The organism is Natronosporangium hydrolyticum (assembly GCF_016925615.1).
Lineage (GTDB): Bacteria > Actinomycetota > Actinomycetes > Mycobacteriales > Micromonosporaceae > Natronosporangium > Natronosporangium hydrolyticum.
In genome coordinates, this window is sequence record NZ_CP070499.1 from 2,730,257 (window position 1) to 2,755,320 (window position 25,064).

The window sequence follows — 25,064 nt, forward strand, 5'->3', positions numbered from 1 at the left end:
TGAGCAGGGAGGGGTGCCGTGCGCGACGAGCTTGAGCGGTTGTGGACACCGCATCGAATGGCGTATATCAGCGGAGACGATCGACCGGACCGGGGGTATGACGATCCGGCGGGTTGCCCGTTCTGTGTGGCGCCGCACAGCGCCGCCGACGACAGCCTGGTGATCGCCAGCGGCGAGCGGGTCTTCGCGGTGCTGAACCGGTACCCGTACAACCCCGGGCACCTGATGATCTGCCCGTACCGCCACGTCGCCGACTATCCGGAGCTCGATGAGCCGGAGACCGTCGAGTTGGCCGTCTTCACCCAGCGGGCCATGCGGGTGATTCGCCAGGTCAGCGGCGCGCACGGGTTCAACCTCGGAATGAACCAGGGCGCGGTCGCCGGCGCCGGGATCGCCGCGCACCTACATCAGCACGTGGTCCCGCGGTGGGGTGGGGATACCAACTTCATGCCGGTGATCGGCGCCACCAAGGTCCTGCCGCAGCTGCTGACCGACACCCGGGACCTGCTCGCAAAGGCATGGCCCGCCAATTAGCTGGCCGGCTCCGCCGCGACCTCGTGGAATCGGCGTAGCTCCGCGTTGACCTCCACTCCGAGTAGCACGGCACAGTTGGTGAGGAAGAGCCACAGGAGGAAGACGATCACCGCGCCGAGCGCGCCGTAGGTGACGTCGTAGGCGCCGAAGTTCGCCACATAAAACCCGAACCCGGCCGACGCCGCCGCCCACACCACCAGCGCGACCGCTCCGCCGACGGTGAGCCACCGGAACCGGGGCTGCTGGACGCTGGGCGCCACCCAGAACAGCAACGACAACAGCATGGCCGCGATCGCCAGCAGCACCGGCCACTTGGCGAGGTTCCAGATCCGGACCAGCGTCTCTTCGACCCCCAGCGCCTGCCCGACCGCCGCCGCCACCGGCCCGCTCACCACCAGCCCCGCCACCACCGTGGCGATGAGTAGCAGCGCCACCACCGTCAACAGCAGCTGCAGCGGCACCAGCCGGTACAGCGGCCGGTCCTCCGTGGTCCGGTAGATGATGTTGGAGGCGCGGGTGAATGAACGGAGGTACGCCGAGCTGGTCCACAACGCCCCGAGTACGCCGAAGCTCAGGAGCACCCCGGCGGTGGACCGTTGGCCGACCACCTCGACCAGCCGGGTCTCGATGGTTGTGGCGATCTCCGCCGGAGCCAGCTCCTGGATGATCTCGGTGAGCGTGGCGAGGATGGCCTCATCGGCGATGACCAGCTCGACCAGCGCGACCACCACAATGGCGGCGGGGAAGAGACTCAGCAGGCTCCAGAAGGTGAGCGCAGCGGCAAGGTCGGTGCCGTTGTCCCGGAAGAAGGACTTCGCGGCCCGGACCACCACCCGGCCCCAGTGGGCTGGGCTCAGCTGGGACAGCCGTCGCACCCGCGGGTGGCCGGGCCGGCTCACGGCTGGTCCGGGAACTCGCCCTCCGGCACCCCGCCCTCGGGTGTGCGATGAATCTCCGGCGTGTCCACTTCCGGGATGATACCGGCTTCGTCGGTCGACTCCTCAGACTCCTCCGGTTGGGCCGGCTGGGTCGACTGCTCTGGCTCCTCCCGGGCTAGCCGTCGGTCCAACGGCTCGCCCGAGCGCTCTTCGGCCGGGGTGGTTCCGTACTCGTCAACCGCCTGCGGCGAGTCGGCGGGCATCGCCGGCGGGGAGTCGTTGAATCGAGGCCGGTCGGTTTCTCGAAATGCGGTCGAGGTGTCATCGGCGTGGTCGGGCACGCCCTGATCTTCCGGGGTAGGGCGGTGTGGTGAGTTCATGTCTGTGGGGTACCCGGCGTAGGGCGCCGGCACACACCGGGCGCCGGCCGCCGACAGGATTGAGCTGGGCGCCAGCTGGGTACAGGCTGCTCGTACGCAGGCGTGCACGACGAGCCGCAGATCGTGCGCGAGACAGGCGCGTTCCAGGAGGTCGGTATGACCCACACGGTTAACGGTGGCGGCCCGGGCCGTCCAGTGACCGAACAGTCCACCGGCGAGCTGGTGCAGCACGCCAGCGAGCAGTTCGCCCGGCTGATCCGGGAAGAGCTGGCGCTCGCCCGGGCCGAATTCGCGGAGAAGGGCCGGCGGGCCGGCCGGGGCGCCGGGCTGCTAGGTGGCGGCGGGTTCCTAGCCTTGTATGGCCTGGGCGCGCTGGTACTCGCCGCGATTCTCGGGTTGGCGGTGGTGATGCCGGGCTGGCTCGCCGCGCTGATCATCGGCGTGGCGATTCTGATCATTGCGGGGCTGTTCGCCCTCATCGGCCGCGAGCAGGTCCGCTCGGCGTCGCCGCCGATGCCTTCGGGGAGCGCGGAGAGCCTGCGGGCTGATCTGGATACCGTAACCAAGGCGGTCCGTGAACGCGGTGCGACGGCGGGGACCATCCCCACTGAGCGGGAGCTTCGGCGGCCGACCGACGAGGAGGCGAGGCTATGAACCGGTCCATCAACGAGGCGGACGCGTTGCGTGACGAGATCGCGCACACCCGTGCCGAGCTGGGCGAGACGGTGCAGGCGTTGGCTGCCCGCGCGGATGTGCCCGCCCGGGCCCGGGCGTCCGCCCAGCGCGGTGCCGACCGAATGCGGGTGGCCAGCTCCCGTCCGGGGGTGTGGCTGGTGGTCGGCGCCGGCGCCGCGGCGGTCGCGACGATCGTGGCGATGGCCCGGATCCGCCGCTCCCGCCGGGGTTGGGGCGGGTTCGGCCGGCGGCGGCTGCGGGGATGGCTCTGATGAACCGGGCCAAACTCGCGTACAAACCATTGGGCGCACTGCTCGGGGCGGCGGCAGGGCTGGCCGCCGGGGCGGTGTTCAGCCGGGTCTGGCGGGCGACCACCGGATCCGACCATGTGCCCCGCGCAACCGAGGAGCATCAGCGGTGGGCCGCGGTGCTGCTCGCGGCCGCGCTGCAGGGGGCGGTCTTCGCGGTGGTGAAGGCGGCGGTGGACCGCGGCAGCGCGCAGGGGATGAAACGGATCACCGGCCAGTGGCCGGATTGACCGGTCCTGGCTAGGCCTCGGCGCCACTGGTGGGTCGGACGCCTGCCGGGAAGGACTAGATCTCCTTCCCGGCAGGCCTCCGGCCCACCAGTGGTGTCCCGGCGCGACCCGATGCAGCTCAACCGGCTGCGGCGTGGTCCTTGCGGACCTGGTCGGCCACGTGCGCCGGCATCGCGTCGTAGCGGGCGAACCGCCGAGTGAAGCTGCCGGTGCCGGAGGTCATCGCCCGCAGCTCCACCAGGAACCGCAGCAGCTCCAACGCGGGCACCTCGGCGTGGATCAGCGTTTGGTCGCCGTGCTCCGGGTCTGCCTCGGTGCCCTGTACCCGGCCGCGCCGCCCAGACAGATCGCCCATGATGGTGCCGACGTACGCCTCCGGAATCCGGATGGTCACCTCGTCGATCGGTTCCAGCAACGCCAGCTCACCGGCGGCGGCCGCCTCCTTCAGCGCCAGCGATCCGGCGGTCTGGAAGGCGGCGTCGGAAGAGTCCACGCTGTGCGCCTTCCCGTCGTAGACGACCACTCGGATGTCGACCACCGGGTGGCCGGCGACCAGTCCCCGCGCCAGCTGCGCGCGGACCCCCTTGTCGACCGAGGGGATGTAGTTGCTGGGTACCGCGCCGCCCACCACCTCGGAGGCGAATTCGTAACCGGTCCCGGGTGGCAGCGGTTCCACCCGCAGGTCGCAGATCGCGTACTGGCCGTGGCCACCGGATTGTTTGACGTGCCGGCCGTGGCCGGTGGCGGTGCTGGTGAAGGTCTCCCGCAGGGCCACCCGCACCGGCTCGGTCTCCACCGCGGCGCCGCCGGCGCGCAACCGTTCCAACACCACGTCGGCGTGGGCCTCGCCCAGGCACCAGAGCACCTGCTGCCGGGTCTCCGGGTTGCGTTCCAGCCGGACCGTCGGGTCGCCGCTGACCAACCTGCCGAGGGCCTTGGCGAGCGCCTCCTCGTCGGAACGGGTCTGGGCGACGACCGCCACCGGCAGCAGCGGCTCCGGGATCTCCCACGGGGTGACCAGCAGCGGGTCGTCCTTGGCGGAGATGGTGTCGCCGGTCTCGGCCGAGTGGGATTTGGTGATCGCGCAGAGATCACCGGCGAAGCATTCGGAGATCTCCCGTAGCCCGGTCCCCAGCGGCGCGTAGATATGGGCGACCCGCTCGTCGGCGTCGTGGTCCTCGCGGCCGCGGGCGGCCATGTCGTGGCCGGCGATGTGGACGGTACTCTCCGGGCGAAGGGTGCCGGAGAAGACTCGGACCAGCGACACCCGACCGACGTACGGGTCGATTGTGGTCTTGACCACCTGGGCCGCGAGCGGGCCGGCGGGGTCGGCGGTCAGCGTCTCCCGCGGCGAGCCGTCCAGCGCGGTAACCACCGGCAGCGGATGTTCACCGGGTGTGGGAAAAGCCCGGGCGAGCATCGTCAGTAACGAATCCAGCCCCACCCCGGTGGGTGCGCAGACCGGGATCACCGGGTGGAAGGTGCCCCGCGCCACCGCGGTCTCCAGGTCGTCGATGAGCACCGACTCGGCGAGCGTCTCGCCACCGAGGTAGCGCTCGAGCAGCGTCTCGTCCTCGCTCTCGGCGATGATGCCTTCGATCAACTCATTGCGGGCCTCCGCCATGGCGCGCAGGTGCTCCGGGTCGGGCTCGCGGACCGCCGGCGGCGAGCCCTGCGAATAGTCGAAGAGCCGCTGACTGATCAGCCCCAGCAGCCCCACCACCGACTCGTCGTCGCCGTGCAGCGGCAGGTAGAGCGGCAGCACCTCGTCGCCGAAGGCTTCCCGGCAGATCGCGACGGTCTCGTCGACATCGGCGCGGGCATGGTCCAGCCAGGTGACCGCGACGGCCCGGGGCATCCCCACCGCGGCGCACTCTTCCCACAGCGCCGCGGTGGCCTCGTCCACGCCGTCGGCGGCCGAGACCACGAACAACGCCGCATCGGCGGCGCGCAGACCGGCGCGTACCTCGCCGAGGAAGTCCGCGTAGCCCGGAGTGTCGATGAGGTTGATCTTCGTGCCCTCGTACATGATCGACGCCGCTGCGAGCCCCACCGACCGTTGCTGCCGGACCGCGGCCGGATCGTGGTCGCAGACCGTCGTGCCCTCCGCCACCGAACCAGGCCGGCTGATCGCGCCGGCCGCGGCCAGCAGCGCTTCGATCAACGTGGTCTTGCCAGCGCCGGAGTGGCCCACCAACACCACATTGCGCACCTGATCGGGTCCGCTCGCCACCGGTGCGGGGCCGGTGAACCCCTTCTCCTGCCGCTTCTGCGCCATCGCGCCCACCTCCTCGGCTCTCTCTCTGGGTACAGATAGCCTCCCACCGGTTGCCCGATACGTCACGCTGTGGTGGTGATCCCACCCTGACCGCCCCGCCGCTGGCCATCCGCGCCCGGAGCGGGCGACCCACCGGCCGGGCGCGCGCCCGGCGCCGATCGGCCGTAAGGTGAGAGCGCCATGGCGAAGATCTTCAGTGGCGCCGCTCGGGTCGGCGCCGGCCGCATCGTCGAACCGCTCGCCCGTGGGCTGCTGCGGTTAGGAATCACCCCGGACGCGGTGACCGTGTTCGGCACGCTCGGCGTGCTCGTGGGCGCGATCGGGTTCGCCGCGCGGGGACACCTGGTGGTCGCGGCCCTTTTTGTAGCGGTGTTCGCGTTGGTGGACACGCTGGACGGGGCGATGGCCCGTCTGCGGGGGTACAGCACCCGGTTCGGCGCCTTCCTGGATTCGAGTATGGACCGGGTCGCCGATGCGGCGATCTTTGGTGCGCTGGCCTACTGGTTCGCCAGCCAGCAGGAGCCCGCCACGCTGGTGGCGGTGCTGATCTGCTTCGGTGCCGCCCAGATCACCTCCTACGTGAAGGCCCGCGCCCAGAGCCTCGGCTTCGACTGTGACGTCGGGCTCGCCGAGCGGGCCGAACGGTTGGTCCTGATCGGGGTCGGTGCGCTCGCCACCGGGTTCGGCGTGGGGTGGGCGCTGCCGGCGGCGCTGTGGCTGCTCGCCGCCGCCGCGTTGTTCACGGTCGGGCAGCGGATGGTGCACGTGTACCGGCAGGAGCGACGCGCCGGGCCGGAGCCGGCCGAGGCCGAGGCGGACCCCCGGTGAGCGGTCGGCTGGTCGAGTTCGGCTACGCCGCGGGCTGGCGGCTGGTTCGCGGCATGCCCGGGTCGCTAGCTCGGGCCACCTTCCGTACCGCCGCTGACCTCGCTTATCTGCGCCGGGGGCCGGCGGTGCGCCGGCTCGACGCCAACCTTCGCCGGGTGGTCGGCCCCGAGCTGCCCGACTCCGCACTGGACCGGCTGGTGCGCCAGGGGGTGCGGTCGTACGCGCGATACTGGCTGGAGGCGTTCCGGCTGCCCGGGCAGTCGCCCGAGCAGATCCGGCGCGGCTTCCGGCTGACCAACCAGCAGCTGTTGGCGGACGCGATCGCGGCCGGCAAGGGAGTGGTGGTGGCGTTGCCCCACGCCGGCAACTGGGACGCCGCCGGCGCCTGGGTGGCCGCGCAGGGGTGGTCGCTGACCACGGTCGCGGAGCGGCTGCGGCCCGAAGGGCTCTACGAGCGCTTCGTGGCCTACCGGGAGGGCCTCGGGATGAAGATCATCCCGTTGCGAGGTGGCGAGCGGCCGCCGTTGGAGCTGCTGGAAGACCGGCTGCGGCAGGGCGACGTGGTGCCGCTGCTCGCCGACCGGGACCTGTCGACCCGCGGCATCGACGTCACCTTCTTCGGCGGCCGGACCCGGATGCCGGCCGGCCCAGCGATCCTGGCGTTACGCACCGGCGCGCCGTTGTTTACCGTCACGATGTGGTATGAGCCGGAGGCGGCCTACGGCGAGCTGCAGGGGCCGCTGTCGCCGCCGGCCACAGGCCCGCTCGACCAGCGGGTCCGGCTGCTCACTCAGCAGGTGGCGGACCAACTGGCGGCGGGCATAGCTGCGCATCCGGCAGACTGGCACATGTTACAGCGGGTGTGGCTCGACCGGCCGCAGCAGCAGGTGCGGTCGCCCGACGGCTCACCGGCGCAACGGAGCTGAGAGGCCCGGGGGATGCGGATCGGTCTGGTGTGCCCGTACTCGCTGGCGGTGCCCGGCGGCGTGCAGAGCCACGTGCAGGAGTTGGCCGAGGCGCTGTTGCTGCTGGGGCACGAGGTCAGTGTGCTGGCCCCGGCCGAGGAAGAAGCATCCCTGCCGGCCTACGTGGTTCCGGCCGGGCGGGCGGTGCCGGTGCGGTACAACGGCTCGGTCGCCCGGTTGACCTTCGGACCGATCTCGGCCGCCCGGGTCCGCCGCTGGCTGCACACCGGCCAATTCGACGTGCTGCATGTGCATGAGCCGTTCAGTCCCAGCCTGTCGATGCTGGCGGTGTGGGCGGCCCGGGGCCCGGTCGTCGCCACCTTCCATACCGCGATGACCCGGTCCCGGGCGATGGCGGCGGCGCAGGGTGCGCTTCAGCTGGTGCTGGAACGGATCACCGCCCGGATCGCGGTCAGCGCGCTGGCCCGGCGGGTGCAGGTCGAACATCTCGGCGGCGGGGCGGTGGAGATCCCCAACGGGGTCTCGGTGGCGCGATACCGGTCAGCGGAGCCGCTGCCGGGCTGGCCGGGTCCGTGCGGCGTCGGGCACGGTGGTGCGCTGGGTTTCTTGGGCCGGTTCACCGAGCCCCGCAAGGGCTTCCCGGTGCTGCGGGACGCGTTCGTGGCGATGGCGCCGCGCCGCCCCGGGCTGCGGCTGCTGGTGGCCGGCCCGGGCGACGTCGCGGAGGCGCTGGCGGAGATCCCGCCGGGGCTGCACGACCGGGTGAGTTTTCTGGGGCGAGTGGATGAGCTGGACAAGGCGCGGATGCTTCGCAGCGTCGACGTGTATGTGGCGCCCAACACCGGCGGCGAGTCGTTCGGGATCATCCTGACCGAAGCGATGGCCGCCGGGGCGCCGGTGGTCGCCACCGATCTTGACGCCTTCCGGCGAGTGCTCGACGGCTCGGGGGAGCTCTTCCCCGCCGGTGACGCCGGGGCGCTGGCGCAGGTGCTGGCTAAGCTGCTCGACGACGAGCACCGGCGGGCGCAGCTGACGGCGCAGGCCGAGGAGCAGGTCGCGTACTACGACTGGCCAGTGATCGCGCAGCGGGTGCTGGAGGTCTACGAGAGCGCCATCGAGGCGGCCGGCGGCACCGTGGTGGACGAGGAGTATCCGGCGGCGCCACCGGTGGTGTGACCCGGTCGGGGCGGCATCTACGATTCCCGGCATGGGGTGGTGGGTGTTGGGGGTCGTGGTCGGGCTGCTCGCCGCGGCGTACCTGGGGTGGTTGACCGCTCGGATCAACCGGCTGCACCGGCGGGCGGCGACCGCCACCGCCGCGCTCGACGCCGCGTTGGTGCGTCGGGCCGCCGCCGCGGCGGTGCTCGCCGAGCAGCTCAGCGCCGCCGGTGCCGCCCCGGCCGAGGACCTGTACGCGACCGCGCGGGCGGCGTTGGACGCGGAGCCGGCCGACCGAGAACCGGCCGAGAACGACTTGACGTTGCTGCTGCGTCGGCTGCCGGAGCTGGTGACCGAGCCGATGCCGGGCTGGCCGGCGGTGGCCGGCGCCAGCCGCCGGGTGGCGCTCGCCCGGCAGGTGCACACCGATGTCGTACGCGATGCCCTGGCGGTCCGGCGGCGGGTGCTGGTGCGGATGCTGGGGCTCAGCCGCCGGCACCGGACGCCGGCCTACTTCGATGTCGATGATCCGGGCCTCGCCGACGAAGCGGCCGGGGCCGCAGCCGGGTCGGACCACCCCTCTGCGCGCTAGCGTTGGCGGGCGAGTTGTACGCGTCGGCGGCCAGTGGGCGCCGGTGCGTACCATGGACAGCACAGCCGACGAAGGAGTGCCACCACCGTGTCCGAAGCCACCGACGCTAAGCCAGTCTCCGCCACCCCCGTCCCTGACCACGTCGCCGGGACGTCGCGGGTGAAGCGCGGCATGGCCGAGATGCTCAAGGGCGGGGTGATCATGGATGTGGTCACCGCGGATCAAGCCAAGATCGCCGAAGATTCCGGTGCGGTGGCGGTCATGGCGCTGGAGCGGGTGCCCGCCGACATCCGGGCCCAGGGCGGGGTCGCGCGGATGAGCGACCCGGACCTGATCGAGTCGATCATCGAGGCGGTGTCGATCCCGGTGATGGCCAAGGCCCGGATCGGTCACTTCGTCGAGGCCCAGGTCCTGCAGGCGCTCGGCGTCGACTACATCGACGAGTCCGAGGTGCTGACCCCCGCCGACTTCGCCCACCACATCGACAAGTGGGCGTTCACGGTGCCGTTCGTCTGTGGCGCCACCAACCTGGGTGAGGCGCTCCGCCGGATCACCGAGGGCGCGGCGATGATCCGCTCCAAGGGCGAGGCCGGCACCGGGGACGTCTCCAACGCCACCGGCCACATGCGGCAGATCCGCACCGAGCTCAAAGGGCTGTCGGCGCTGCCCACCGACGAGCTGTTCGCCGCCGCGAAGCAGCTCGCCGCCCCGTACGAGCTGGTCAAGGAGGTCGCCGAGACCGGCAAGCTGCCGGTGGTGCTCTTCACCGCGGGCGGCATCGCCACTCCCGCCGACGCCGCGATGATGATGCAGCTCGGCGCCGAGGGGGTCTTCGTCGGCTCGGGCATCTTCAAGTCCGGGGACCCGGCCAAGCGGGCCGCGGCGATCGTCAAGGCCACCACCTTCTACGACGACCCGGATGTGATCGCCAAGGCCTCCCGCGGCCTGGGTGAGCCGATGGTCGGCATCACCGTGGACGCGATTCCGCAGCCGCACCGGCTCGCCGAGCGCGGCTGGTGACATGACCGACCCGGTCATCGGCGTGCTCGCCCTCCAGGGCGATGTTCGGGAACACCTGCGGATGCTGGGCGAATGCGGCGCGCAGGCCAGATCGGTGCGCCGGCCCGAGGAGCTCGCCGAGGTCGACGGGCTGGTGATCCCCGGCGGGGAGTCCACCACGATGAGCCGGCTCGCCGAAGAGTTCGGCATGCTGGAGCCGGTCCGGGATCAGATCAAACGCGGGCTGCCCGCGTACGGCTCCTGCGCCGGCATGATCATGCTGGCGCAGACGGTCGAGGACGGGCGCCCTGACCAGCAGACCTTCGGCGGCATCGACATGACTGTGCGGCGCAACGCGTTCGGCCGGCAGGTCGATTCGTTCGAGACCGACACCGACATCGACGGCGTCGGCCGGCTCCGGACGGTCTTCATCCGGGCGCCGTGGGTCGAGCGCACCGGCACCGGGGTCGACGTGCTCGGCCGGGCCGCCGGTAAGATTGTCGCCGTACGCCAGGGTAACCTCCTCGCGACCGCTTTCCACCCGGAGTTGACCGGTGACTCCCGGATGCACCGGTTCTTCGTGACGCTGGTCGTGGCCGGGGCCACATCGACGGAGGAATGATGTCAGGCCATTCAAAATGGGCGACCACCAAGCACCGCAAGGCCGCGGTGGACGCCAAGCGGGGCAAGCTGTTCGCTCGCCTGATCAAGAACGTCGAGGTCGCGGCCCGCACCGGCGGGGGTGACCCGGCCGGCAACCCTACCCTCTACGACGCCATCCAGAAGGCGAAGAAGAACTCGGTCCCGAACGAAAACATCGAGCGCGCGCTGAAGCGCGGCTCCGGCCAGGAGGCCGGCGGCGCCGACTGGCAGACCGTGATGTACGAGGGCTATGGCCCCAACGGGGTGGCGATCCTGATCGAGTGCCTCACCGATAACCGCAACCGTGCCGCCACCGAGGTGCGGACGTCGTTGACCCGCAACGGCGGCACGCTCGCCGACGCCGGCAGCGTCTCCTACCTGTTCACCCGCAAGGGCGTGGTGATCGTGCCGAAGGCCGGTGAGCTGACCGAGGACGACCTGCTGATGGCCGTGTTGGACGCCGGCGCCGAGGAGTGCAACGACCTGGGCGACTCGTTTGAGGTGGTCAGCGAGCCGGGCGACCTGGTGCCGGTGCGCAGCGCGCTGCAGGAGGCCGGCATCGACTACGACTCGGCCGAGGCGTCGCTGGTGCCCTCGGTGACGGTGCCGCTGGACGAAGAGGGTGCCCGTAAGGTCTTCAAGCTGATCGAGGCGATCGAGGACTGCGACGACGTGCAGAACGTCTACGCCAACTTCGACGTCTCCGATGAGGTCATGGCCGCGGTCTAGTTCCACCCCGGCACCGGGCGCCGGCGGGCGATACTGGGGCGATGGGCGAGATCAAGGTCGGCACCGCGTCCTGGACCGACCGGACCCTGCTGGCCTCCGGCTGGTATCCCGACGACGCCGACAACGCCGAGGCTCGGCTGGCCTACTATGCCAGCCAGTTTCCCCTGGTGGAGGTGGACGCCACCTACTATTCGCCGCCGGCCGAGCGCACCAGCGAGCTGTGGACCGGCCGGACCCCGGCCGGGTTCACCTTCAACATCAAGGCGTTCAGCCTGCTCACCGGTCACCCGACCCGGCCGTCAGCGCTCTACCAGGAGCTTCGCCCGGAGACCGATAAACGGCATATTTACCCTAAGGACCTCCCCGCGCAGTCGTACGAGGAGGTGTGGAGCCGTTTCCTGAGCGCGCTGGAGCCGCTGGCGGCCGCCGGCAAGCTGGGGGCGATCCTGTTCCAGTTCCCGCCCTGGTTCACCATCCGCCGCGACAACAAGCAGTACCTGCTGGAGGTGCAGGCTCGTTGCCGCCCGCTGCCGGTGGCGGTGGAGCTGCGCCACCAGAGCTGGTTCGCCGGCGACAACCAGCACGAGACGCTGGACTTCCTGCGGGAGCACGAGCTGCCGTACGTCTGCGTCGACATGCCGCAGGGGCACCGCTCCTCGGTGCCGCCGGTGGTCGCCGCCACCTCGGACGAGCTGGCGTTGGTCCGGTTCCACGGCCACAGCGATCAGTGGACCAGCCGGGACATCTACGAGAAGTTCGGCTACCTCTACTCGGAGGCCGAGCTGTCCGGGTGGGTGAGTCCGCTGCGCGACCTCACGGCACAGGCCCGGCAGACCCACGTCCTGATGAACAACTGCTACTCCGACTACGCCCAGCGCAACGCGGCGCAGCTCACGGCGCTGCTGGGTGAGCCCGAGGACGGCTGACCGGACCCGTCGCGGGCACGTTCAGCGGAGCCCGACCGGTCCTTGTCGAACCTCCCGACCCCGCCCGGCCGCCGCATCCGCGGTGCCGTCGCGCCACACCACCTCGCCGCGACTGATCGTGTACCGCGGCCACCCGACGAACTCGCGCTGGTGGTAGATGGAGTAGTCGGCTCGGGTTTCGCCCACCCCGTCGGCCACGCGTCGGGCCCGTGCCGGGTCCAGCAGTACCAGGTCGGCGTCGCTTCCCACCGCGATCGTCCCCTTCTGTGGGTACAGGCCGAACAGCCGCGCCGGGTCGGTCGCGGTCAGCGCGACGAAACGCTCGAGACCGATCCGGCCGGTCGCCACCCCGTTGGTGTAGAGCAACGGCAGCATCGTCTCCAGTTCGGCGACCCCGGGCCGGGCGGTGGTGGCGTCCAGCGCGGGGTCCTGCTTGTCGGCGAGCAGCCAGGGAGCGTGGTCGCTGCCGAGGGTGTGGATCGATCCGTCCGCGATCCCATCCCACAACGCCGCGCGGTCGCTGGCGCTGCGCAGCGGCGGCTGGCCGGCGAACCGGGCCCCGCCCGGCGTGCTGTGCACCTCGTCGGTCAGGTCGAGGTACATCGGTCGGGTCTCGACGTAGACCGGCAGCCCGCGCGCCCGGGCCCGGCGGATCGAGTCGAGCGCCCGCCGGCTCGACACGTGGACCAGGTAGATCGGAGATCCGGTCAGCTCACAGATGGCGATTGCCCGGTCCACGGCGGCGAGCTCGCTGACCTCTGGCCGTGACGCCGGGTACTGGCTGATGTCGGTGCGTCCCTCGGCGGCCAGCTGTTCGCCGCTGAACTGGATCATGGCCTGGTCCTCGCAGTGGACCAGCGTAAGCATGCCGTGCGAGCCGGCCGCGGCGACCAGGCCGACCAGGTCCGGGTAGCCGAGATCGAGCGAGATAGTGAAGATCTTGAAGCTGCGGTGGCCGGCCTGTGCCAGCGCCGACAGGTCTGCCCGGCTGTCGTCCCGGGTAGTGATCACTCCAGGATGCATGATCCAATCGACAACCGCCTGTTGCCGCAGACCGTCGCGCTGCTGCGCCACTGCGGCGGCGAGCGATTCATCAGCGCCCGGGAAGGTCATCACCCCGACGGTGGTGACGCCGCCGGCGGCGGCCGCCCGGGTGCCGGTCTCGAAGGTGTCCACGAATCCCGGCTTTCCCGGCTCCGGGGCGGAAGCGGCGAGATGTACATGCATGTCCACGGCACCAGGCAGCACCAGCAGGCCGGTCGCGTCCAGCTCGGCGTGCCCGCGCATCGGCCCGCCGAGCTGTGCGATCTGCCCCCTGGCGACACCTATGTCCGCTTGGCCGGTGCTACCTGCGGTCACCACGGTGCCGCCCCGGATCACCAGGTCGTACTCAGTCTCTTCGGGCACGCCGACCACCATAGGTACCGGTGATCGGACTCCGCTTGGTGGGCTGAATGGCGACCGATTTGCCCCGGCCGGGTTAAATGTCGCCCTAGTGGATCACCAGTCAACCCACCAACAGGGAAGACCGGAGTGAAACGGCGGCGTCCGGACTGGCCGGGCCAACTCAGGTAGCTGCGGCGACCAGCCGGGGTAGCACCTCACCGATTGGGTCCCGGAGCAGCGCGTCGGCGGCCCCGTCGTACGGGGTCGGGGCGGCGTTGATGATCACCAGCCGGGCGCCAGCGACCAGCGCGTACTCGCACAGCCCGGCCGCCGGATGCACCGAGAGCGAGGTGCCGACGGCGAGGAAGAGGTCGCAGTCTCGAGCGGCGGCGACCGCGGCGTTGAGCACGTCGCGCTCCAGGGTCTCGCCGAACGAGATCGTGGCGGACTTCTGGATCCCGCCGCAATCCGGACATGCCGGGTCGGGCTGGCCGGCTTCGACTAGGGCGAGCACTTCTGGCATAGGGGTGCGTTGCTCGCAAGTTAGACATTTAACCCAGTGCACCGTGCCGTGGATCTCGATCACCCGCTCCGGTGAGCTGCCCGCGGCCTGATGCAGCCCGTCGATGTTCTGGGTGACCAGCGCCCGGAGCCGGCCGCTGTGCTCCAGGCTGGCCAGTGACTCGTGCCCCGGGTTCGGGGAGGCGTGCCACACCGGGTGCGCCAGCCGCGCCTGCCAGGCGCGGCGGCGGACGTCCGGATCGGCGAGGTAGCTGTCGAGGCTGAACAGGGTCTGCGCCGCCGGGTCCTTGGTCCACACCCCCTGCGGGCCGCGGAAGTCGGGAATGCCGGAGTCGGTGGAGACGCCCGCGCCGGTCAACACGGTCACCCGTTCGGCCTGCCGGAGCCAGTCGGCGGTGCTGGCCTCGGCGGTGGATACCAGGCTCATGCCTGCGACGGTAGCCCGTCGTGTTTGACGCCCCCACCCCACCCGCCGATCATGAGCTGGTAAACAGACACGCTCGGTGTGTCTGTTGGGTAGCTCATGATCGGCGGGTGCAAGGGGATGGGTTTCGTGGAGCTGTCAGTGGCGGGGGAGTTGTGGGACGCCGAGCCAGGCTGGCTCAATACGGCCAGCTACGGGCTGCCGCCGCGGCCGGCCTGGGACGCGTTGCAGGCGGCGCTGGCGGACTGGCGGGGTGGGCGTACCTCCTGGGAGGGGTGGGGCGAGGCGACCGAGCGAAGCCGGGAGCGGTTCGCCCGACTGGTCGGGGTACCGGCCGCCGACGTCACGGTCGGCGCCACGGTGTCGCAGCTGCTGGCACCGGTAGCGGCGGCGTTGCCCGAGCGGGCCCGGGTGCTCGCGCCGGAGAACGAGTTCACCTCCAACCTGTTTCCCTGGTTGGTCCAGGGGCAGCGCGGGGTAAGTGTGACCACGGTGCCGGCGGAGCAGCTCGCCAAGCACATCGACGCCGAGATCGACCTGGTCGCGTTCAGCCTGGTGCAGTCGGCGGACGGGAGCGTGGCCGACTACACAGAGATAGTCGCGGCCGCCCGGGCGCATGAAGCGCTGGTGGTGGTCGACGCCACCCAGGCGGTCGGATGGTTGCCGGTCGACGCTGGGCTCGCCGACGTACTGGTGGTGGGGGCGTACAAGTGGCTCATGGCCCCCCGCGGATCGGCCTTCGGCTATCTACGGCCGGAGCTGCGGGAACGGCTGGTGCCCTCGGCCGCGAACTGGTTCGCCGGGCGAGATGTGCACTCGTCCTACTATGGTCCGCCGCTGCGGCTGGCTGACGACGCCCGAGCCTTCGACCTCTCCCCGGCGTGGTTCGCGTGGGTCGGCACCGACCCGGCGCTGGCGGTCGTGGAGCAGTTGGGCGTCGCGGCGATCCACGACCACAATGTGGCGCTGGCGAACCGGTTCCTGGCCGGGCTTGGGCGGCCACCGGGACGCAGCGCGATCGTCACCGTCGACGTGCCCGGCGCGGAGGAGAAGCTGGCCCGGGCGGGGGTACGCGCGGCGGTGCGGGCGGGTCGGGTCCGGGCGTCGTTCCACATCTACAGCGCCGACGCCGACGTCGAACTGGCGCTCACCGCCCTGGCCGGCTGAGGCTGGTCGCGCCGCCGGGGTTAGTTGACGACGATGATGACGATGACCGCGAGCACCGCGATCGCACCGCAGACCAGCCCGGCCATCGCCTGACCCCGGTTGGTCGCCTGCCCCTGGTTGACCCGGTAGATGCCGAGCCCGCCCAGGATCACGGCGGCGATACCGCTGACGAGGCCGATGCCGAAGCAGAGCACCAGCGGCAGCGAGGCGATGCCTAGCACTAGCGCTAGTACGCCGAGTGTGTTGTTGGGCGAGCCTGGGCCCGCCGGAGTCGGCTCTTGCACGTGACCCCCTTCGTGGTGGGCAGCGCGGTCCGGGTTTACCGACTCATACCCTATATCCGGGTTAGTGATGCGGCGTGCCGCGACATTCGTCGGGTCCGTTCGAGTCGGTAGCCGTGAGGCCGACCACATATCAATACGAGACTGTTCCGTTTCGGAAATCGCCGGCGTAGCGTAGCCGCCGTGACGACGGTGACGGGTACCCCGCAGATCGACGAGGAGCCCAACACCGGCCACCCGCAGCGGTGGCTCATCCTGGGCGTGCTCGTCGTCTGTCTGCTGGTAGTGGTGCTAGACCACACGATCCTGAACGTGGCGCTCAAGGTGATCGCCGACCCGGTGCAGGGGCTCGGGGCGACGCAGGTGGAGCTGGAGTGGGCGCTCAACTCGTACACCCTGGTCTTCGCCGGGCTGCTGTTCATGTTCGGCGTGGTCGCCGACCGGTACGGGCGACGACTGTTCCTGGTGATCGGTCTGGTGATCTTCGGGATCGCGTCGGTAGCCTCCGCGTACGCGCAGGATCCCGGCCAGCTGATCGCCGCCCGGGCGCTGATGGGCATCGGCGGCGCGGCGATCATGCCGGCGACGCTGTCGATCATCTCCACCGTCTTCGACCCGCGGGAGCGCGGCCGCGCCATCGGGGTGTGGGCCGGCGCGGTCGGGATCGGGGTGGCGATCGGGCCGGTCACCGGCGGCCTGCTGCTGGAGCACTTCTGGTGGGGTTCGATCTTCCTGGTCAACGCGCCGGTCGTGGTGCTGGGGTTAGTGCTGATCCTGTCGCTGGTGCCCGAGTCGCGTGACCCGAACCCGAGCCGGCTGGACGTGGTCGGGGTGTTGCTGTCGATCGCCGGGCTGGTCGCGCTGGTCTACGGCATCATCGACGGCGGGGAGCACGGCTTCGGCCGGCCGATGGCCTGGCTGACGATCGGTGGCGGCGTGGCGCTGCTGACCATCTTCGTGCTCTGGGAGCGCCGGATCAGCTACCCCTCGCTGGATATTCGGCTGTTCCGCAACCCGCGATTCTCCACCGCCGCCGGAGTGGTCGCGCTGATCTTCTTCGCCGCCTTCGGCGTGCTCTTCTTCGTAATCTTCTTCTTGCAGTTGGTGCGCGACTACAGTCCATTGCAGGCCGGGCTGCTGCTGATGCCGTTCGCGGTGGCGCAGCTGATCTTTGCACCGCTGAGCGCCACCATGGTCAAGCGGTTCGGCGCCAAGGCGGTCTGCGCCGTCGGGCTGTCGTTGACCGCTGGTGCGCTGTTGGGCTGGGTCTTCATCGGGGAACAGACCCCGATCTGGGTGGTCTGTGTGCTCTTCTTCGTCCAAGGGATCGGCATGGCGAACGTGATGCCGCCAGCGACCGAGTCGATCCTGTCGACGCTGCCCCGGGAGCGGGCCGGCGTCGGCTCCGCGGTGACCAACACCGTCCGGCAGGTGGGCGGCGCGCTCGGTGTCGCGGTACTCGGGGCGGTGGTGATGGCGGTCTACCGGCGGCTGATCGAGCCGACCCTGGCGACCGTGCCCGAGGAGGTCCGCGGCGAGGCCGGCGAGTCGATCTCCGGCGCGTACGCGGTGATCGAACGGGAAGGGCTCACCGAACTCGTGGCGCCGGCCAACGAAGCGTTCGTCACCGCCATGCACACGGCGGCGACCGTGTCCGCGGTGGTCGCGGTGATCTCGGTCCTGGTGGTGCTCAGATGGCTACCGGGCCGGGAGCGGCCCGGCTCTGTCCCCGAGCCGCGCCGAGACTCCGCACTGGCGACGGCCGGCAGCGGCAACCGGGATTCCGTAGAGTAGACGCGCCATGACAGCCGGAGTTGACACCGGTGGCCGCGCACCCGGCCGCCCCCGCAGCGCCCACGTCGATGAGGCGATCATCGAGGCGGTGCTCGGGCTGCTCGCCGAGGGCGGCAGCGTCGAGACGCTGTCGATCGAGGCGATCGCGGCCCGGGCGGGGGTGGGCAAGGCGACCATCTACCGGCGCTGGTCCGGCAAAGAGGCGCTGCTGGTCGACGCGATCGCCAGCCTGAAAGGGCCGCCGCCCGAGCCGCTCGGCGAATCGGTCCGGGAGGATCTGATCCGGCTGCTGAGCGTCGGCCCGAAGAAGCCCGACGAACGCACCGCGCAGATCATGTCCTGCCTGGTGCCGGAGGTGCAGCGCAGCCCCGAGCGGTACCGGCTCTACCAGGGCCTGGTGGAGCCGCGCCGAGAGGTGATGCGGCAGGTGCTGCGGCAGGGGATCAGCTCCGGGGAGCTCCGCGCCGACCTCGACGTCGAGGTGGCGGTGGCGGCGTTGACGGCCCCGGTGCTAATCCAGCGGATGCTCCGCTGGCACCCCGGTCTCGACGACGAGTCGCTGCCGGCCCGAGTGGTCGATACGCTACTCGCCGGGCTGGCCCACTGAGCCGGGAGTGTCGCCTGTTGCCGGTGTGACCGGGCCGCGTAGCCTCGTACATACGTGCGTTAGGGGTCGAGGAGGTCAGTGGTGCGGGTGCTGGGTGTGGATCCCGGGCTGACCCGGTGCGGGATCGGTGTGGTGGAGGGGTCCCCGGGGCGCCCCTGCCAGCTGATCTCCTACGAGGCGGTGACCACCGACCCCGCAGCCGAACTGCCGGCGCGGTTGCTCCGGCTGGACGAGCGGCTCGGTGAGCTGCTCGCCACGCACCGGCCGGACGGCGTCGCGGTCGAGCGGGTGTTCAGCCAGCACAACGTGCGGACGGTGATGGGCACCGCGCAGGCCGGCGCGGTCGCGGTGCTGGCCGCGGCGCGGGCCGGCATCCCGGTCGAGCTCTACACCCCGAGCGAGGTGAAGGCGGCGGTGACCGGCTCCGGCCAGGCCGGCAAGGCGCAGGTAACGGCGATGGTCACCCGGTTGCTGCGGCTGACCGAAGCGCCCCGACCGGCCGACGCGGCCGACGCGTTGGCGCTGGCGATCTGTCACGTGTGGCGCGGTGGCACCCGGGCGAAGTTCGCCGCTGCCGCGGCGAAGAGCGGAGGAGCAGCATGATCGCCAGTGTGCGGGGGCGGGTCACCGAGGTGACCGGCGACGGCGCCGTGGTCGAGGTCGGCGGGGTGGGGCTGCGGGTGCACTGCTCGCCGGCCACGGCGGCGGAGCTGACCCCCGGCACCGACGCCGAACTCGCCACCAGCCTGGTGGTTCGGGAAGAGTCACTGACCCTGTACGGGTTCGCCGACCGGGACGCCCGCGAGCTGTTCGAGTTGCTGCAGACCGCCAGCGGGGTGGGGCCGCGGCTGGCGCTGGCGGTGCTGGCGGTCCACCGTCCCGATGTGGTGCGTAAGGCGATCGGCAACGGCGAGGTGGGGGTGCTCACCCAGGTGCCCGGGATCGGTCGCAAGGGCGCCGAACGGCTGGTCCTGGAGCTGCGTGACAAGGTGGGCCCGCAGCCGGTGGACGGGCCGGCGCCGGCCGCCGCCCCGGCGGCGTGGCGCGACCAGGTACGGACCGGCCTGATCGGCCTCGGGTGGAGTTCCGGCCAGGCCGACCAGGCGGTCAAGCAGGTGGCCGAGCAGCTGGGGGCGGAGGTCCCGCCGGTGCCCGAGCTACTTCGCCAGGCCATCCGGCTGCTGGGCAAGATGCCGTGAGTGGGGTTGAGGCACCGTGACCGAGTTCGCCGATCCGGACGAGTCGGTGGCGCTGGTATCACCGCACGCCGAGGCGGGGGAGCAGGACGCCGAGGCGAGCGTCCGACCCCGCCGGCTGGCCGAGTTCGTCGCCCAGCACCGGGTTCGCGAACAGCTGCAGCTGCTGCTCACCTCCGCGTTGCGCCGGGGGGCGCCGCCGGACCACATCTTGTTGTGCGGCTCCCCGGGGCTGGGTAAGACCACCCTTTCCATGATCGTCGCGGCGGAGCTCGGTGGCGGGCTGCGGGTGACCAGCGGCCCGGCGATCGAGCGCTCCGGTGATCTGGCCGCCGTGCTGACCAGCCTCACCGCCGGCGACGTGCTATTCATCGACGAGATTCACCGGATCGCGCGGCCGGCCGAGGAGCTGCTCTACAGCGCGATGGAGGATTTTCGGGTGGACGTGGTGGTCGGCAAAGGGCCGGGCGCCACCGCCGTGCCGCTGGAGGTGGAGCCGTTCACCCTGGTGGGGGCGACGACCCGGGCGGGGCTGCTGACCGGGCCGATGCGCGACCGGTTCGGCTTCGTCGGTCAGCTGGACTTCTACCACCCGGCGGAGCTGCGGGAGCTGCTGCTGCGGTCGGCGAAGATCCTACAAATCTCCGCCGATCAGGAGGGTCTTGAGGAGATCGCCGGCCGCTCCCGCGGGACCCCACGGGTGGCGAACCGGCTGCTGCGGCGGGTCCGCGACTACGCCGAGGTACGCGCCGACGGGGTGGTCACCCGGGAGGTGGCGCGCGCCGCGCTGGACGTCTACGACGTGGACGAGCGCGGCCTGGACCGGCTCGACCGGGCGGTGCTGACCGCGTTGGTGGTTTCGTTCGGGGGAGGGCCGGTAGGGCTCTCGACGTTGGCGGTGGCGGTCGGCGAACAGCCCGACACGGTCGAGGAGGTCTGCGAGCCGTACCTGCTGCGCGCCGGGCTGTTGGCCCGGACCGCCCGAGGTCGGGTGGCGACCGAAGCCGCTTGGCAACACCTGGGGCGGACCCCGCCGAGTGCTATCTTTTGACTCGGGCGTCATCGACTCGGCGCCGTTCCGGCCCAGGACAGCAACGTCGGTGGGGCAGGCATGCGGGCGCTTCCCGCTCTGTTGACCCTCGGGTGTGACCGGTGCCGCATTATGCGCCCTCCGCGGCACCGACTAGACTCGCCGCGACCCCGATTCGGGCAGGGCCGGAGCGGGGTGACAACGCTGCCTGCGCGTGCTGGAGCGGCGCGCGGGCCAACCGGAAGGTCGTGGACGTGTTTCTGGCGCAAGAAGAAGCCGCGGAGGGTGGGCTGCTATTCCCACTGCTGATGATGGCCGGGCTGTTCGCCATCTTCTATTTCCTGCTGATCCGCCCGAACCGGCGCCGCAAGCAGGCGATGGACTCGCTGCAGAACCGGCTCGCCGTGGGTGACGAAGTGATGACGAGCGGCGGTCTGTACGGTACAGTCGCGGAGCTGGATGAGAAGTCCGTCATCTTGGAGACTTCCGAGGGCGTCTACAGCCGTTATGCCCGTGGTGCGGTGGTAGAGGTCGTCTCGTCGGCTGCGGGCGAGGCCGACGCCGAGGACGGCGCCGAAGCCAGCACCGACACCTCTGACGTCTCCGACCCGGCGACTGAGCGCCGCGACAGCAAGGACTGATCACGAGTGGCCCAGACCCCACCATCAGCGGGACGCCCGGGACGGCAACTCATCGTCCTCGGGCTCATCTCGGTTTTTCTGTTCGGGATGATGTTCTTCTCCGGCACCGCCGGCATGAGCTTCACGGAGCGAATCACGCCGCGGCTGGGCATGGACCTGGTGGGGGGTACCCGGGTCACGTTGTTGGCGGTCACCGAGACCGGCCAGGAGCCGTCCGAGGACGCCATGGAGCGGGCTCGCGAGATTATCGAGAGCCGGGTCAACTCGCTCGGAGTCGAAGAGGCCGAGGTGATCGTCGAGGGCGACGACCGGATCGTGGTCTCGGTCGCCGGCGAGCCGGAGAACGCGCTACGGCAGGTGGGTGACCCCGCCGAGCTGCGGTTCCGGAAGGTGATCGATCGGGTGGCGTCGTTCGGCTCGCCGGACGAGATCGACCTGGACCAGCTGGAGGAGCTGCCCGACCCGGACGCGACCCCGGACCCGGACGCCCCGGAGGGGACGCCCGCCCCGGACGTGACCGGGGAACCGGAGGCCACCCAGGAGCCGGAGGCCGACAACGAAGGCGGGGGCCAGGGCGGTCAAGCCGACCCGACCGAGCCGCCGGCGACACCGCCGGGCGAGATCCCGACGGTGGCCGAGCGTCGCCAGGCGGTCGAGGAGAAGATCGACGACGAGGCGATGGCCGCCGCGCTGGCGATCCTGGACCCGGAGGCGCAGGATCAGGACCCGGAGGAGCTGCTGGAGGCGGTCCGGCCGTTCGCCGACCTGACCGGGCCCGAGGTGGCGGTCCTGCCGAGCCTGTTGCAGTTTTATCTGCCGACGATCACTTGCGAGCAGCTGAATGCCCGCCCGGCCGGCTCGATCCAGGACCCTGCCGAGATCGTAACCAGCTGCGACACCGACGGGGTCTTCAAGTATCTCCTCGACGCCTCCACCGTGCTCGGCACCGACGTGGACAACGCCAACGCGAGCCTGCCGGCCGGCAGCAACCGGTGGGAGGTGAGCCTCTCGTTCACCGGCGAGGGCCAACCGAGGTGGACGGACCTGACCCGGGAGGCGGTGCAGAACGACGCGGCGGTGCCGTTCGACCCGTCGGCGGTGGAGAGCTACATCGACGCGGACCCGGAGACCGGGCAGTGGTCGTTCGACACCAGCGAGCAGGCGATCGAGCAGAACAACCGGTATCAGGTCGGCGATGATCCCGATGCCGAGGCGGCTGCGACCGCGCCGATCCAGTGTCAGGAGACCGGTGAGCTGGGCAACTGTCTGGTCGCCACGGTGCTGGACAACCAGAACGTCTCGGCGCCGCAGATTCAGCAGGTCATCACCTCCGACGCCCGGATCACCGGAGATTTCTCCGCAGCGGACGCGCAGCTGCTCGCCAGCCAGCTGCGGTTCGGTGCGCTGCCGCTGACCTTCGAACCACAGGAGGAGCAGACCATCACCGCGACGCTCGGGGTGGAATATCTCCGGGCCGGTCTGCTCGCGGCTGCGATCGGCGCGTCGCTGATGCTGGTCTACGTCTTCTTCTACTACCGGCTACTGGGGGCGGTGATCCTCGGCAGTCTGGTCGCGTCGTCGCTGTTGACCTACGCGGCGCTGGTGGTGCTGGGCCGGGGCATCGGCTACACCCTGACGCTGGCCGGGATCTCCGGATTCATCGTGGCCGTCGGTATCGCCGCCGACTCGTTCGTCATCTACTTCGAACGGCTTAAAGACGAGATCCGGGAGGGTCGAACACCCCGTAGCGCGGTTCCCCGTGCCTGGGTGCGGGCCCGCCGGACGATCATTACCGCCAACACAGTGACGCTGCTGGCGGCGGTGGTGCTCTACCTGCTCTCCGCTGGGCAGGTGAAAGGGTTCGCTTTCGCGCTCGGGTTGGCGACGGTGCTGGACCTTTTGATCGTGTTTACCTTCCGGCACCCGATCATGACCTTGCTCGCGCGGACCCGGGCGTTCATGTCGCCCAAGATGAGCGGGCTGGGCAAGGCGCTGGAGTTGGATCGGGAGCAGGAAGCCCGGATACGGGCCCGGGCGAGAGCGGCGGAGGCCTGAGATGAGCAGCGACGAGAACCCGACCTCCCCGGAGCGGGAGCCGGCGCCAGCACCGGCCCCGCGGCTGGCCAGCACCACGGTGGTCGGCGCTGAGAAGCGGCAGTCCTGGGCGGCCAAGCTCTACCTGGGCCAGGCCGGCATCAAGGTCGACGAGTGGCGGCGGAAGCTGTTCGTGATCGCGGCGGCGCTGGTGTTGGTCTCCATCGCCAGCATGGCGGTCCGAGGGTTCGACTTCGGCATCGAGTTCGCCGGTGGCAACGCGTTCCAGGTCCCGGCGTCGGTCGGCACTCTCGCCGAGGCCGAGGCGGCGGTGGAGAGCGCCGGCGCCACCGTGGTCTCCGGCCAAGAGGTCGGCGGCGGCGACCCGCAGTACATGATCCGGACGCTCGAACTCGACTCCGCCGAGACCGAAACGATCCGCGGTGACGTCGCGGCGCAGTTCGGCATCGCCCCGGCCGAGATCAGCGACGACCGGGTCAGCGCCGCCTGGGGTGGCCAGATCACCCGGCAGGCGTTGATCGCACTCTCGGTCTTCCTCGCCCTGGTGGTCGTCTACCTGATCGTCCGGTTTGAGCCGTTGATCGCGCTGGCCTGCGTGGTCGGTGTGGTGATCGACCTGGTGGTTACCGCCGGGGTCTACTCACTGGTCGGGTTCGAGGTGACACCGGCGACGGTGATCGGCTTCCTGACCATTCTCGGCTTCGGGCTTTATGACACCGTCGTAGCCTTCGACCGAGTCAATGAGAACACCAAGAACATCACCTCAAGTAATACCGAGACCTACGGCGAGGCCGCCAACCTGGCGATCAACCAGGTCGTCATCCGCTCCATCAACACCTCGATCGTGGCGTTGCTGCCGGTGGGCGGGCTGCTCTTCATCGGCGCCGGGCTGCTGGGGGCCGGTACGCTGAAGGACCTCGGTCTGGTGCTCTTCGTCGGGATGCTGGTCTCCTTCTACACCTCGCTGTTCATCTCCGCGCCGCTGCTGGTGGAGCTCAAGACCCGGCAGAAGAAGTACCGCGAGCACACCCGCCGGGTGCTGGCCAAGCGGGAGGCCCTGGCCACTCGCGAGGCGCAGAAGCAGTCCCGGCAGTCCGGTGAGGACCAGTCAGGGCCGAGCCCGTCCGAGGCGATCACGGTGGACCCGTCGCTGGTGGAGCTTGCTGGCGCAGCCCCGAAGGTCGGTGCCCGCCCCACGCACAAGAAGGGTGGCCGCCGTCGTGGCCCCGGGGGCTCCAGTACGAGCGGCGGCGGAGGCAAGCGTGGCTGAGGAATCGGGTGCGGTGACCGACCGGGAGCACGTCGCAAAACTGGTCGCGAGCCGGATCGTCGACGTGCCGGACTTTCCTCAGCCTGGCGTGGTGTTCAAGGACATCAGCCCGCTGCTCGCGGACCCGGCCGGGTTCCGCGCGGTGGTCGACGCCATCGTCACCGAGCAGCGGGCGACCGGCTTCGAGGTGGTCGCCGGCATCGAGGCCCGCGGGTTCGTCCTCGCCGCGGCGGTCGCCTACGCCGCCGAGGTGGGGGTGGTCGCGGTGCGCAAGGCTGGCAAGCTTCCCCGGGCGACGTTCGCCGCCAGCTACTCCCTGGAGTACGGCGAAGCCACCCTTGAGGTGCACCGGGACGCCTTCCTGCCGGGTCAGCGGGTGCTCGTCGTCGACGACGTGCTCGCCACCGGCGGCACCGCCCGCGCCACGCTCGATCTGGTCGAGCAGGCGGGCGGTGCGGTCAGCGGCCTCACCGTCCTGCTGGAGCTGGGTTTCCTGGCCGGCAGGGCAAAGGTCGACGGCTACCCGGTGCATGCCCTGCTGACCGTTTAGACCGCCGGTCGACCGGGACGCTCGGGCCCGAATGTGCTTCGCCGGTGGTTACCGGCGA

Annotated in this window: 28 protein-coding genes; 22 read left to right on the forward strand and 6 right to left on the reverse strand. The window is 70.7% G+C overall.

Annotated elements, in window-relative coordinates; all coding sequences use genetic code 11:
- Window positions 1–18 precede the first annotated feature (18 nt).
- Window positions 19–534, forward strand: coding sequence for an HIT family protein (locus tag JQS43_RS11980; RefSeq protein ID WP_239679161.1), 516 nt, complete (start codon window positions 19–21; stop codon window positions 532–534).
- Here the strand turns inward: JQS43_RS11980 and JQS43_RS11985 are convergent.
- Both JQS43_RS11985 and JQS43_RS11990 read right to left on the reverse strand, forming a co-directional pair.
- Window positions 531–1,433 (reverse strand): YihY/virulence factor BrkB family protein, encoded by a 903-nt coding sequence (locus JQS43_RS11985; protein ID WP_239679162.1) that lies wholly within the window; start codon window positions 1,431–1,433, stop codon window positions 531–533. The genes JQS43_RS11980 and JQS43_RS11985 overlap by 4 nt on opposite strands.
- Window positions 1,430–1,957 carry a prolipoprotein diacylglyceryl transferase gene (locus JQS43_RS11990; protein ID WP_239679163.1) on the reverse strand — a complete coding sequence of 176 codons (528 nt, stop codon included), beginning with the start codon at window positions 1,955–1,957 and terminating at the stop codon, window positions 1,430–1,432. The genes JQS43_RS11985 and JQS43_RS11990 overlap by 4 nt, the downstream gene beginning before the upstream one ends.
- Here JQS43_RS11990 and JQS43_RS11995 point away from each other — a divergent pair.
- Genes JQS43_RS11995 through JQS43_RS12005 form a run of 3 tightly spaced genes read left to right on the forward strand, consistent with a single transcriptional unit; the run spans window position 1,949 to window position 3,005 of the window.
- Window positions 1,949–2,446: a phage holin family protein gene (locus tag JQS43_RS11995; RefSeq protein WP_239679164.1), complete on the forward strand. Its 498-nt coding sequence runs from the start codon at window positions 1,949–1,951 to the stop codon at window positions 2,444–2,446. The genes JQS43_RS11990 and JQS43_RS11995 overlap by 9 nt on opposite strands.
- A complete protein-coding gene (locus JQS43_RS12000) occupies window positions 2,443–2,739 on the forward strand; it encodes a DUF3618 domain-containing protein (protein WP_239679165.1) in 297 nt (98 codons plus the stop codon). Before JQS43_RS11995 ends, JQS43_RS12000 begins: the two co-directional genes overlap by 4 nt.
- On the forward strand, window positions 2,739–3,005 hold the full coding sequence (locus JQS43_RS12005; protein ID WP_239679166.1) for a DUF4235 domain-containing protein: 267 nt from the start codon (window positions 2,739–2,741) through the stop codon (window positions 3,003–3,005). The genes JQS43_RS12000 and JQS43_RS12005 overlap by 1 nt, the downstream gene beginning before the upstream one ends.
- A gap of 118 nt (window positions 3,006–3,123) precedes the next feature.
- Here JQS43_RS12005 and JQS43_RS12010 read toward each other — a convergent pair whose 3' ends face one another.
- Window positions 3,124–5,283 carry an elongation factor G-like protein EF-G2 gene (locus JQS43_RS12010; RefSeq protein WP_239679167.1) on the reverse strand — a complete coding sequence of 720 codons (2,160 nt, stop codon included), beginning with the start codon at window positions 5,281–5,283 and terminating at the stop codon, window positions 3,124–3,126.
- A gap of 180 nt (window positions 5,284–5,463) precedes the next feature.
- Here JQS43_RS12010 and pgsA point away from each other — a divergent pair, with 180 nt between their 5' ends.
- The 8 genes from pgsA (at window position 5,464) to JQS43_RS12050 (ending at window position 12,083) form a co-directional block, all read left to right on the forward strand.
- Complete coding sequence (pgsA, locus tag JQS43_RS12015; RefSeq protein ID WP_239679168.1) at window positions 5,464–6,111, forward strand: phosphatidylinositol phosphate synthase; 648 nt, start codon at window positions 5,464–5,466, stop codon at window positions 6,109–6,111.
- On the forward strand, window positions 6,108–7,037 hold the full coding sequence (locus JQS43_RS12020; RefSeq protein WP_275581067.1) for a phosphatidylinositol mannoside acyltransferase: 930 nt from the start codon (window positions 6,108–6,110) through the stop codon (window positions 7,035–7,037). The genes pgsA and JQS43_RS12020 overlap by 4 nt, the downstream gene beginning before the upstream one ends.
- Before the next feature lie 12 nt (window positions 7,038–7,049).
- Complete coding sequence (locus JQS43_RS12025) at window positions 7,050–8,213, forward strand: glycosyltransferase family 4 protein (RefSeq protein ID WP_239679169.1); 1,164 nt, start codon at window positions 7,050–7,052, stop codon at window positions 8,211–8,213.
- A gap of 22 nt (window positions 8,214–8,235) precedes the next feature.
- Entirely contained in the window at window positions 8,236–8,787 is a 552-nt protein-coding gene (locus JQS43_RS12030; protein WP_239679396.1) for a hypothetical protein, read from the forward strand.
- 87 nt (window positions 8,788–8,874) lie between these two features.
- Window positions 8,875–9,807, forward strand: a complete 933-nt coding sequence (gene pdxS / locus JQS43_RS12035) for a pyridoxal 5'-phosphate synthase lyase subunit PdxS (protein WP_275581068.1) — start codon at window positions 8,875–8,877, stop codon at window positions 9,805–9,807.
- A gap of 1 nt (window position 9,808) precedes the next feature.
- Complete coding sequence (pdxT, locus tag JQS43_RS12040) at window positions 9,809–10,408, forward strand: pyridoxal 5'-phosphate synthase glutaminase subunit PdxT (RefSeq protein ID WP_239679170.1); 600 nt, start codon at window positions 9,809–9,811, stop codon at window positions 10,406–10,408.
- Window positions 10,408–11,157: a YebC/PmpR family DNA-binding transcriptional regulator gene (locus JQS43_RS12045; protein ID WP_239679171.1), complete on the forward strand. Its 750-nt coding sequence runs from the start codon at window positions 10,408–10,410 to the stop codon at window positions 11,155–11,157. The genes pdxT and JQS43_RS12045 overlap by 1 nt, the downstream gene beginning before the upstream one ends.
- Window positions 11,158–11,198: 41 nt before the next feature.
- Window positions 11,199–12,083, forward strand: coding sequence for a DUF72 domain-containing protein (locus tag JQS43_RS12050; RefSeq protein WP_239679172.1), 885 nt, complete (start codon window positions 11,199–11,201; stop codon window positions 12,081–12,083).
- Window positions 12,084–12,104: 21 nt separating this feature from the next.
- Here JQS43_RS12050 and JQS43_RS12055 read toward each other — a convergent pair whose 3' ends face one another.
- Both JQS43_RS12055 and JQS43_RS12060 read right to left on the reverse strand, forming a co-directional pair.
- Window positions 12,105–13,490: an amidohydrolase family protein gene (locus JQS43_RS12055; protein ID WP_239679173.1), complete on the reverse strand. Its 1,386-nt coding sequence runs from the start codon at window positions 13,488–13,490 to the stop codon at window positions 12,105–12,107.
- A gap of 160 nt (window positions 13,491–13,650) precedes the next feature.
- Window positions 13,651–14,418, reverse strand: a complete 768-nt coding sequence (locus JQS43_RS12060) for an SIR2 family NAD-dependent protein deacylase (RefSeq protein ID WP_239679174.1) — start codon at window positions 14,416–14,418, stop codon at window positions 13,651–13,653.
- A gap of 126 nt (window positions 14,419–14,544) precedes the next feature.
- Here JQS43_RS12060 and JQS43_RS12065 point away from each other — a divergent pair, with 126 nt between their 5' ends.
- Window positions 14,545–15,582 (forward strand): aminotransferase class V-fold PLP-dependent enzyme, encoded by a 1,038-nt coding sequence (locus tag JQS43_RS12065; RefSeq protein ID WP_239679398.1) that lies wholly within the window; start codon window positions 14,545–14,547, stop codon window positions 15,580–15,582.
- Between the two features lie 20 nt (window positions 15,583–15,602).
- Here the strand turns inward: JQS43_RS12065 and JQS43_RS12070 are convergent, their stop codons facing one another.
- Window positions 15,603–15,866 (reverse strand): DUF4190 domain-containing protein, encoded by a 264-nt coding sequence (locus tag JQS43_RS12070; protein WP_338037169.1) that lies wholly within the window; start codon window positions 15,864–15,866, stop codon window positions 15,603–15,605.
- A gap of 207 nt (window positions 15,867–16,073) precedes the next feature.
- Between JQS43_RS12070 and JQS43_RS12075 the strand changes: the two genes are divergently transcribed.
- From JQS43_RS12075 to JQS43_RS12115, 9 genes are all read left to right on the forward strand, one after another.
- The gene (locus JQS43_RS12075; protein ID WP_239679399.1) at window positions 16,074–17,657 is read left to right on the forward strand and encodes an MFS transporter; all 1,584 of its coding nucleotides are present in this window, start codon (window positions 16,074–16,076) and stop codon (window positions 17,655–17,657) included.
- Between the two features lie 7 nt (window positions 17,658–17,664).
- Window positions 17,665–18,264, forward strand: a complete 600-nt coding sequence (locus JQS43_RS12080) for a TetR/AcrR family transcriptional regulator (protein ID WP_239679175.1) — start codon at window positions 17,665–17,667, stop codon at window positions 18,262–18,264.
- An 81-nt stretch (window positions 18,265–18,345) separates the two neighbouring features.
- Complete coding sequence (gene ruvC / locus JQS43_RS12085) at window positions 18,346–18,867, forward strand: crossover junction endodeoxyribonuclease RuvC (RefSeq protein ID WP_239679176.1); 522 nt, start codon at window positions 18,346–18,348, stop codon at window positions 18,865–18,867.
- On the forward strand, window positions 18,864–19,463 hold the full coding sequence (gene ruvA, locus JQS43_RS12090; protein WP_239679177.1) for a Holliday junction branch migration protein RuvA: 600 nt from the start codon (window positions 18,864–18,866) through the stop codon (window positions 19,461–19,463). Before ruvC ends, ruvA begins: the two co-directional genes overlap by 4 nt.
- 46 nt (window positions 19,464–19,509) lie before the next feature.
- On the forward strand, window positions 19,510–20,511 hold the full coding sequence (gene ruvB / locus JQS43_RS12095) for a Holliday junction branch migration DNA helicase RuvB (protein WP_239679400.1): 1,002 nt from the start codon (window positions 19,510–19,512) through the stop codon (window positions 20,509–20,511).
- Between the two features lie 227 nt (window positions 20,512–20,738).
- The gene (gene yajC, locus JQS43_RS12100) at window positions 20,739–21,131 is read left to right on the forward strand and encodes a preprotein translocase subunit YajC (protein WP_239679178.1); all 393 of its coding nucleotides are present in this window, start codon (window positions 20,739–20,741) and stop codon (window positions 21,129–21,131) included.
- 87 nt (window positions 21,132–21,218) lie between these two features.
- Complete coding sequence (secD, locus tag JQS43_RS12105; protein ID WP_420847696.1) at window positions 21,219–23,186, forward strand: protein translocase subunit SecD; 1,968 nt, start codon at window positions 21,219–21,221, stop codon at window positions 23,184–23,186.
- 1 nt (window position 23,187) lies between these two features.
- Window positions 23,188–24,456, forward strand: coding sequence for a protein translocase subunit SecF (gene secF / locus JQS43_RS12110; protein ID WP_239679180.1), 1,269 nt, complete (start codon window positions 23,188–23,190; stop codon window positions 24,454–24,456).
- Window positions 24,449–25,006 carry an adenine phosphoribosyltransferase gene (locus JQS43_RS12115; RefSeq protein ID WP_239679181.1) on the forward strand — a complete coding sequence of 186 codons (558 nt, stop codon included), beginning with the start codon at window positions 24,449–24,451 and terminating at the stop codon, window positions 25,004–25,006. The genes secF and JQS43_RS12115 overlap by 8 nt, the downstream gene beginning before the upstream one ends.
- Window positions 25,007–25,064: the final 58 nt, after the last annotated feature.

Coding starts and splice junctions, on each gene's coding strand:
- JQS43_RS12005 (WP_239679166.1), top strand. CDS start 2,739: ATGAACCGGGCCAAACTCGCGTACAAACCATTGGGCGCACTGCTCGGG.
- secD (WP_420847696.1), top strand. CDS start 21,219: ATGATGTTCTTCTCCGGCACCGCCGGCATGAGCTTCACGGAGCGAATC.
- JQS43_RS12025 (WP_239679169.1), top strand. CDS start 7,050: ATGCGGATCGGTCTGGTGTGCCCGTACTCGCTGGCGGTGCCCGGCGGC.
- JQS43_RS12010 (WP_239679167.1), bottom strand. CDS start 5,283: ATGGCGCAGAAGCGGCAGGAGAAGGGGTTCACCGGCCCCGCACCGGTG.
- JQS43_RS12050 (WP_239679172.1), top strand. CDS start 11,199: ATGGGCGAGATCAAGGTCGGCACCGCGTCCTGGACCGACCGGACCCTG.
- pgsA (WP_239679168.1), top strand. CDS start 5,464: ATGGCGAAGATCTTCAGTGGCGCCGCTCGGGTCGGCGCCGGCCGCATC.
- secF (WP_239679180.1), top strand. CDS start 23,188: ATGAGCAGCGACGAGAACCCGACCTCCCCGGAGCGGGAGCCGGCGCCA.
- JQS43_RS12045 (WP_239679171.1), top strand. CDS start 10,408: ATGTCAGGCCATTCAAAATGGGCGACCACCAAGCACCGCAAGGCCGCG.
- JQS43_RS12000 (WP_239679165.1), top strand. CDS start 2,443: ATGAACCGGTCCATCAACGAGGCGGACGCGTTGCGTGACGAGATCGCG.
- JQS43_RS12080 (WP_239679175.1), top strand. CDS start 17,665: ATGACAGCCGGAGTTGACACCGGTGGCCGCGCACCCGGCCGCCCCCGC.
- JQS43_RS12060 (WP_239679174.1), bottom strand. CDS start 14,418: ATGAGCCTGGTATCCACCGCCGAGGCCAGCACCGCCGACTGGCTCCGG.
- JQS43_RS11995 (WP_239679164.1), top strand. CDS start 1,949: ATGACCCACACGGTTAACGGTGGCGGCCCGGGCCGTCCAGTGACCGAA.
- pdxT (WP_239679170.1), top strand. CDS start 9,809: ATGACCGACCCGGTCATCGGCGTGCTCGCCCTCCAGGGCGATGTTCGG.
- ruvA (WP_239679177.1), top strand. CDS start 18,864: ATGATCGCCAGTGTGCGGGGGCGGGTCACCGAGGTGACCGGCGACGGC.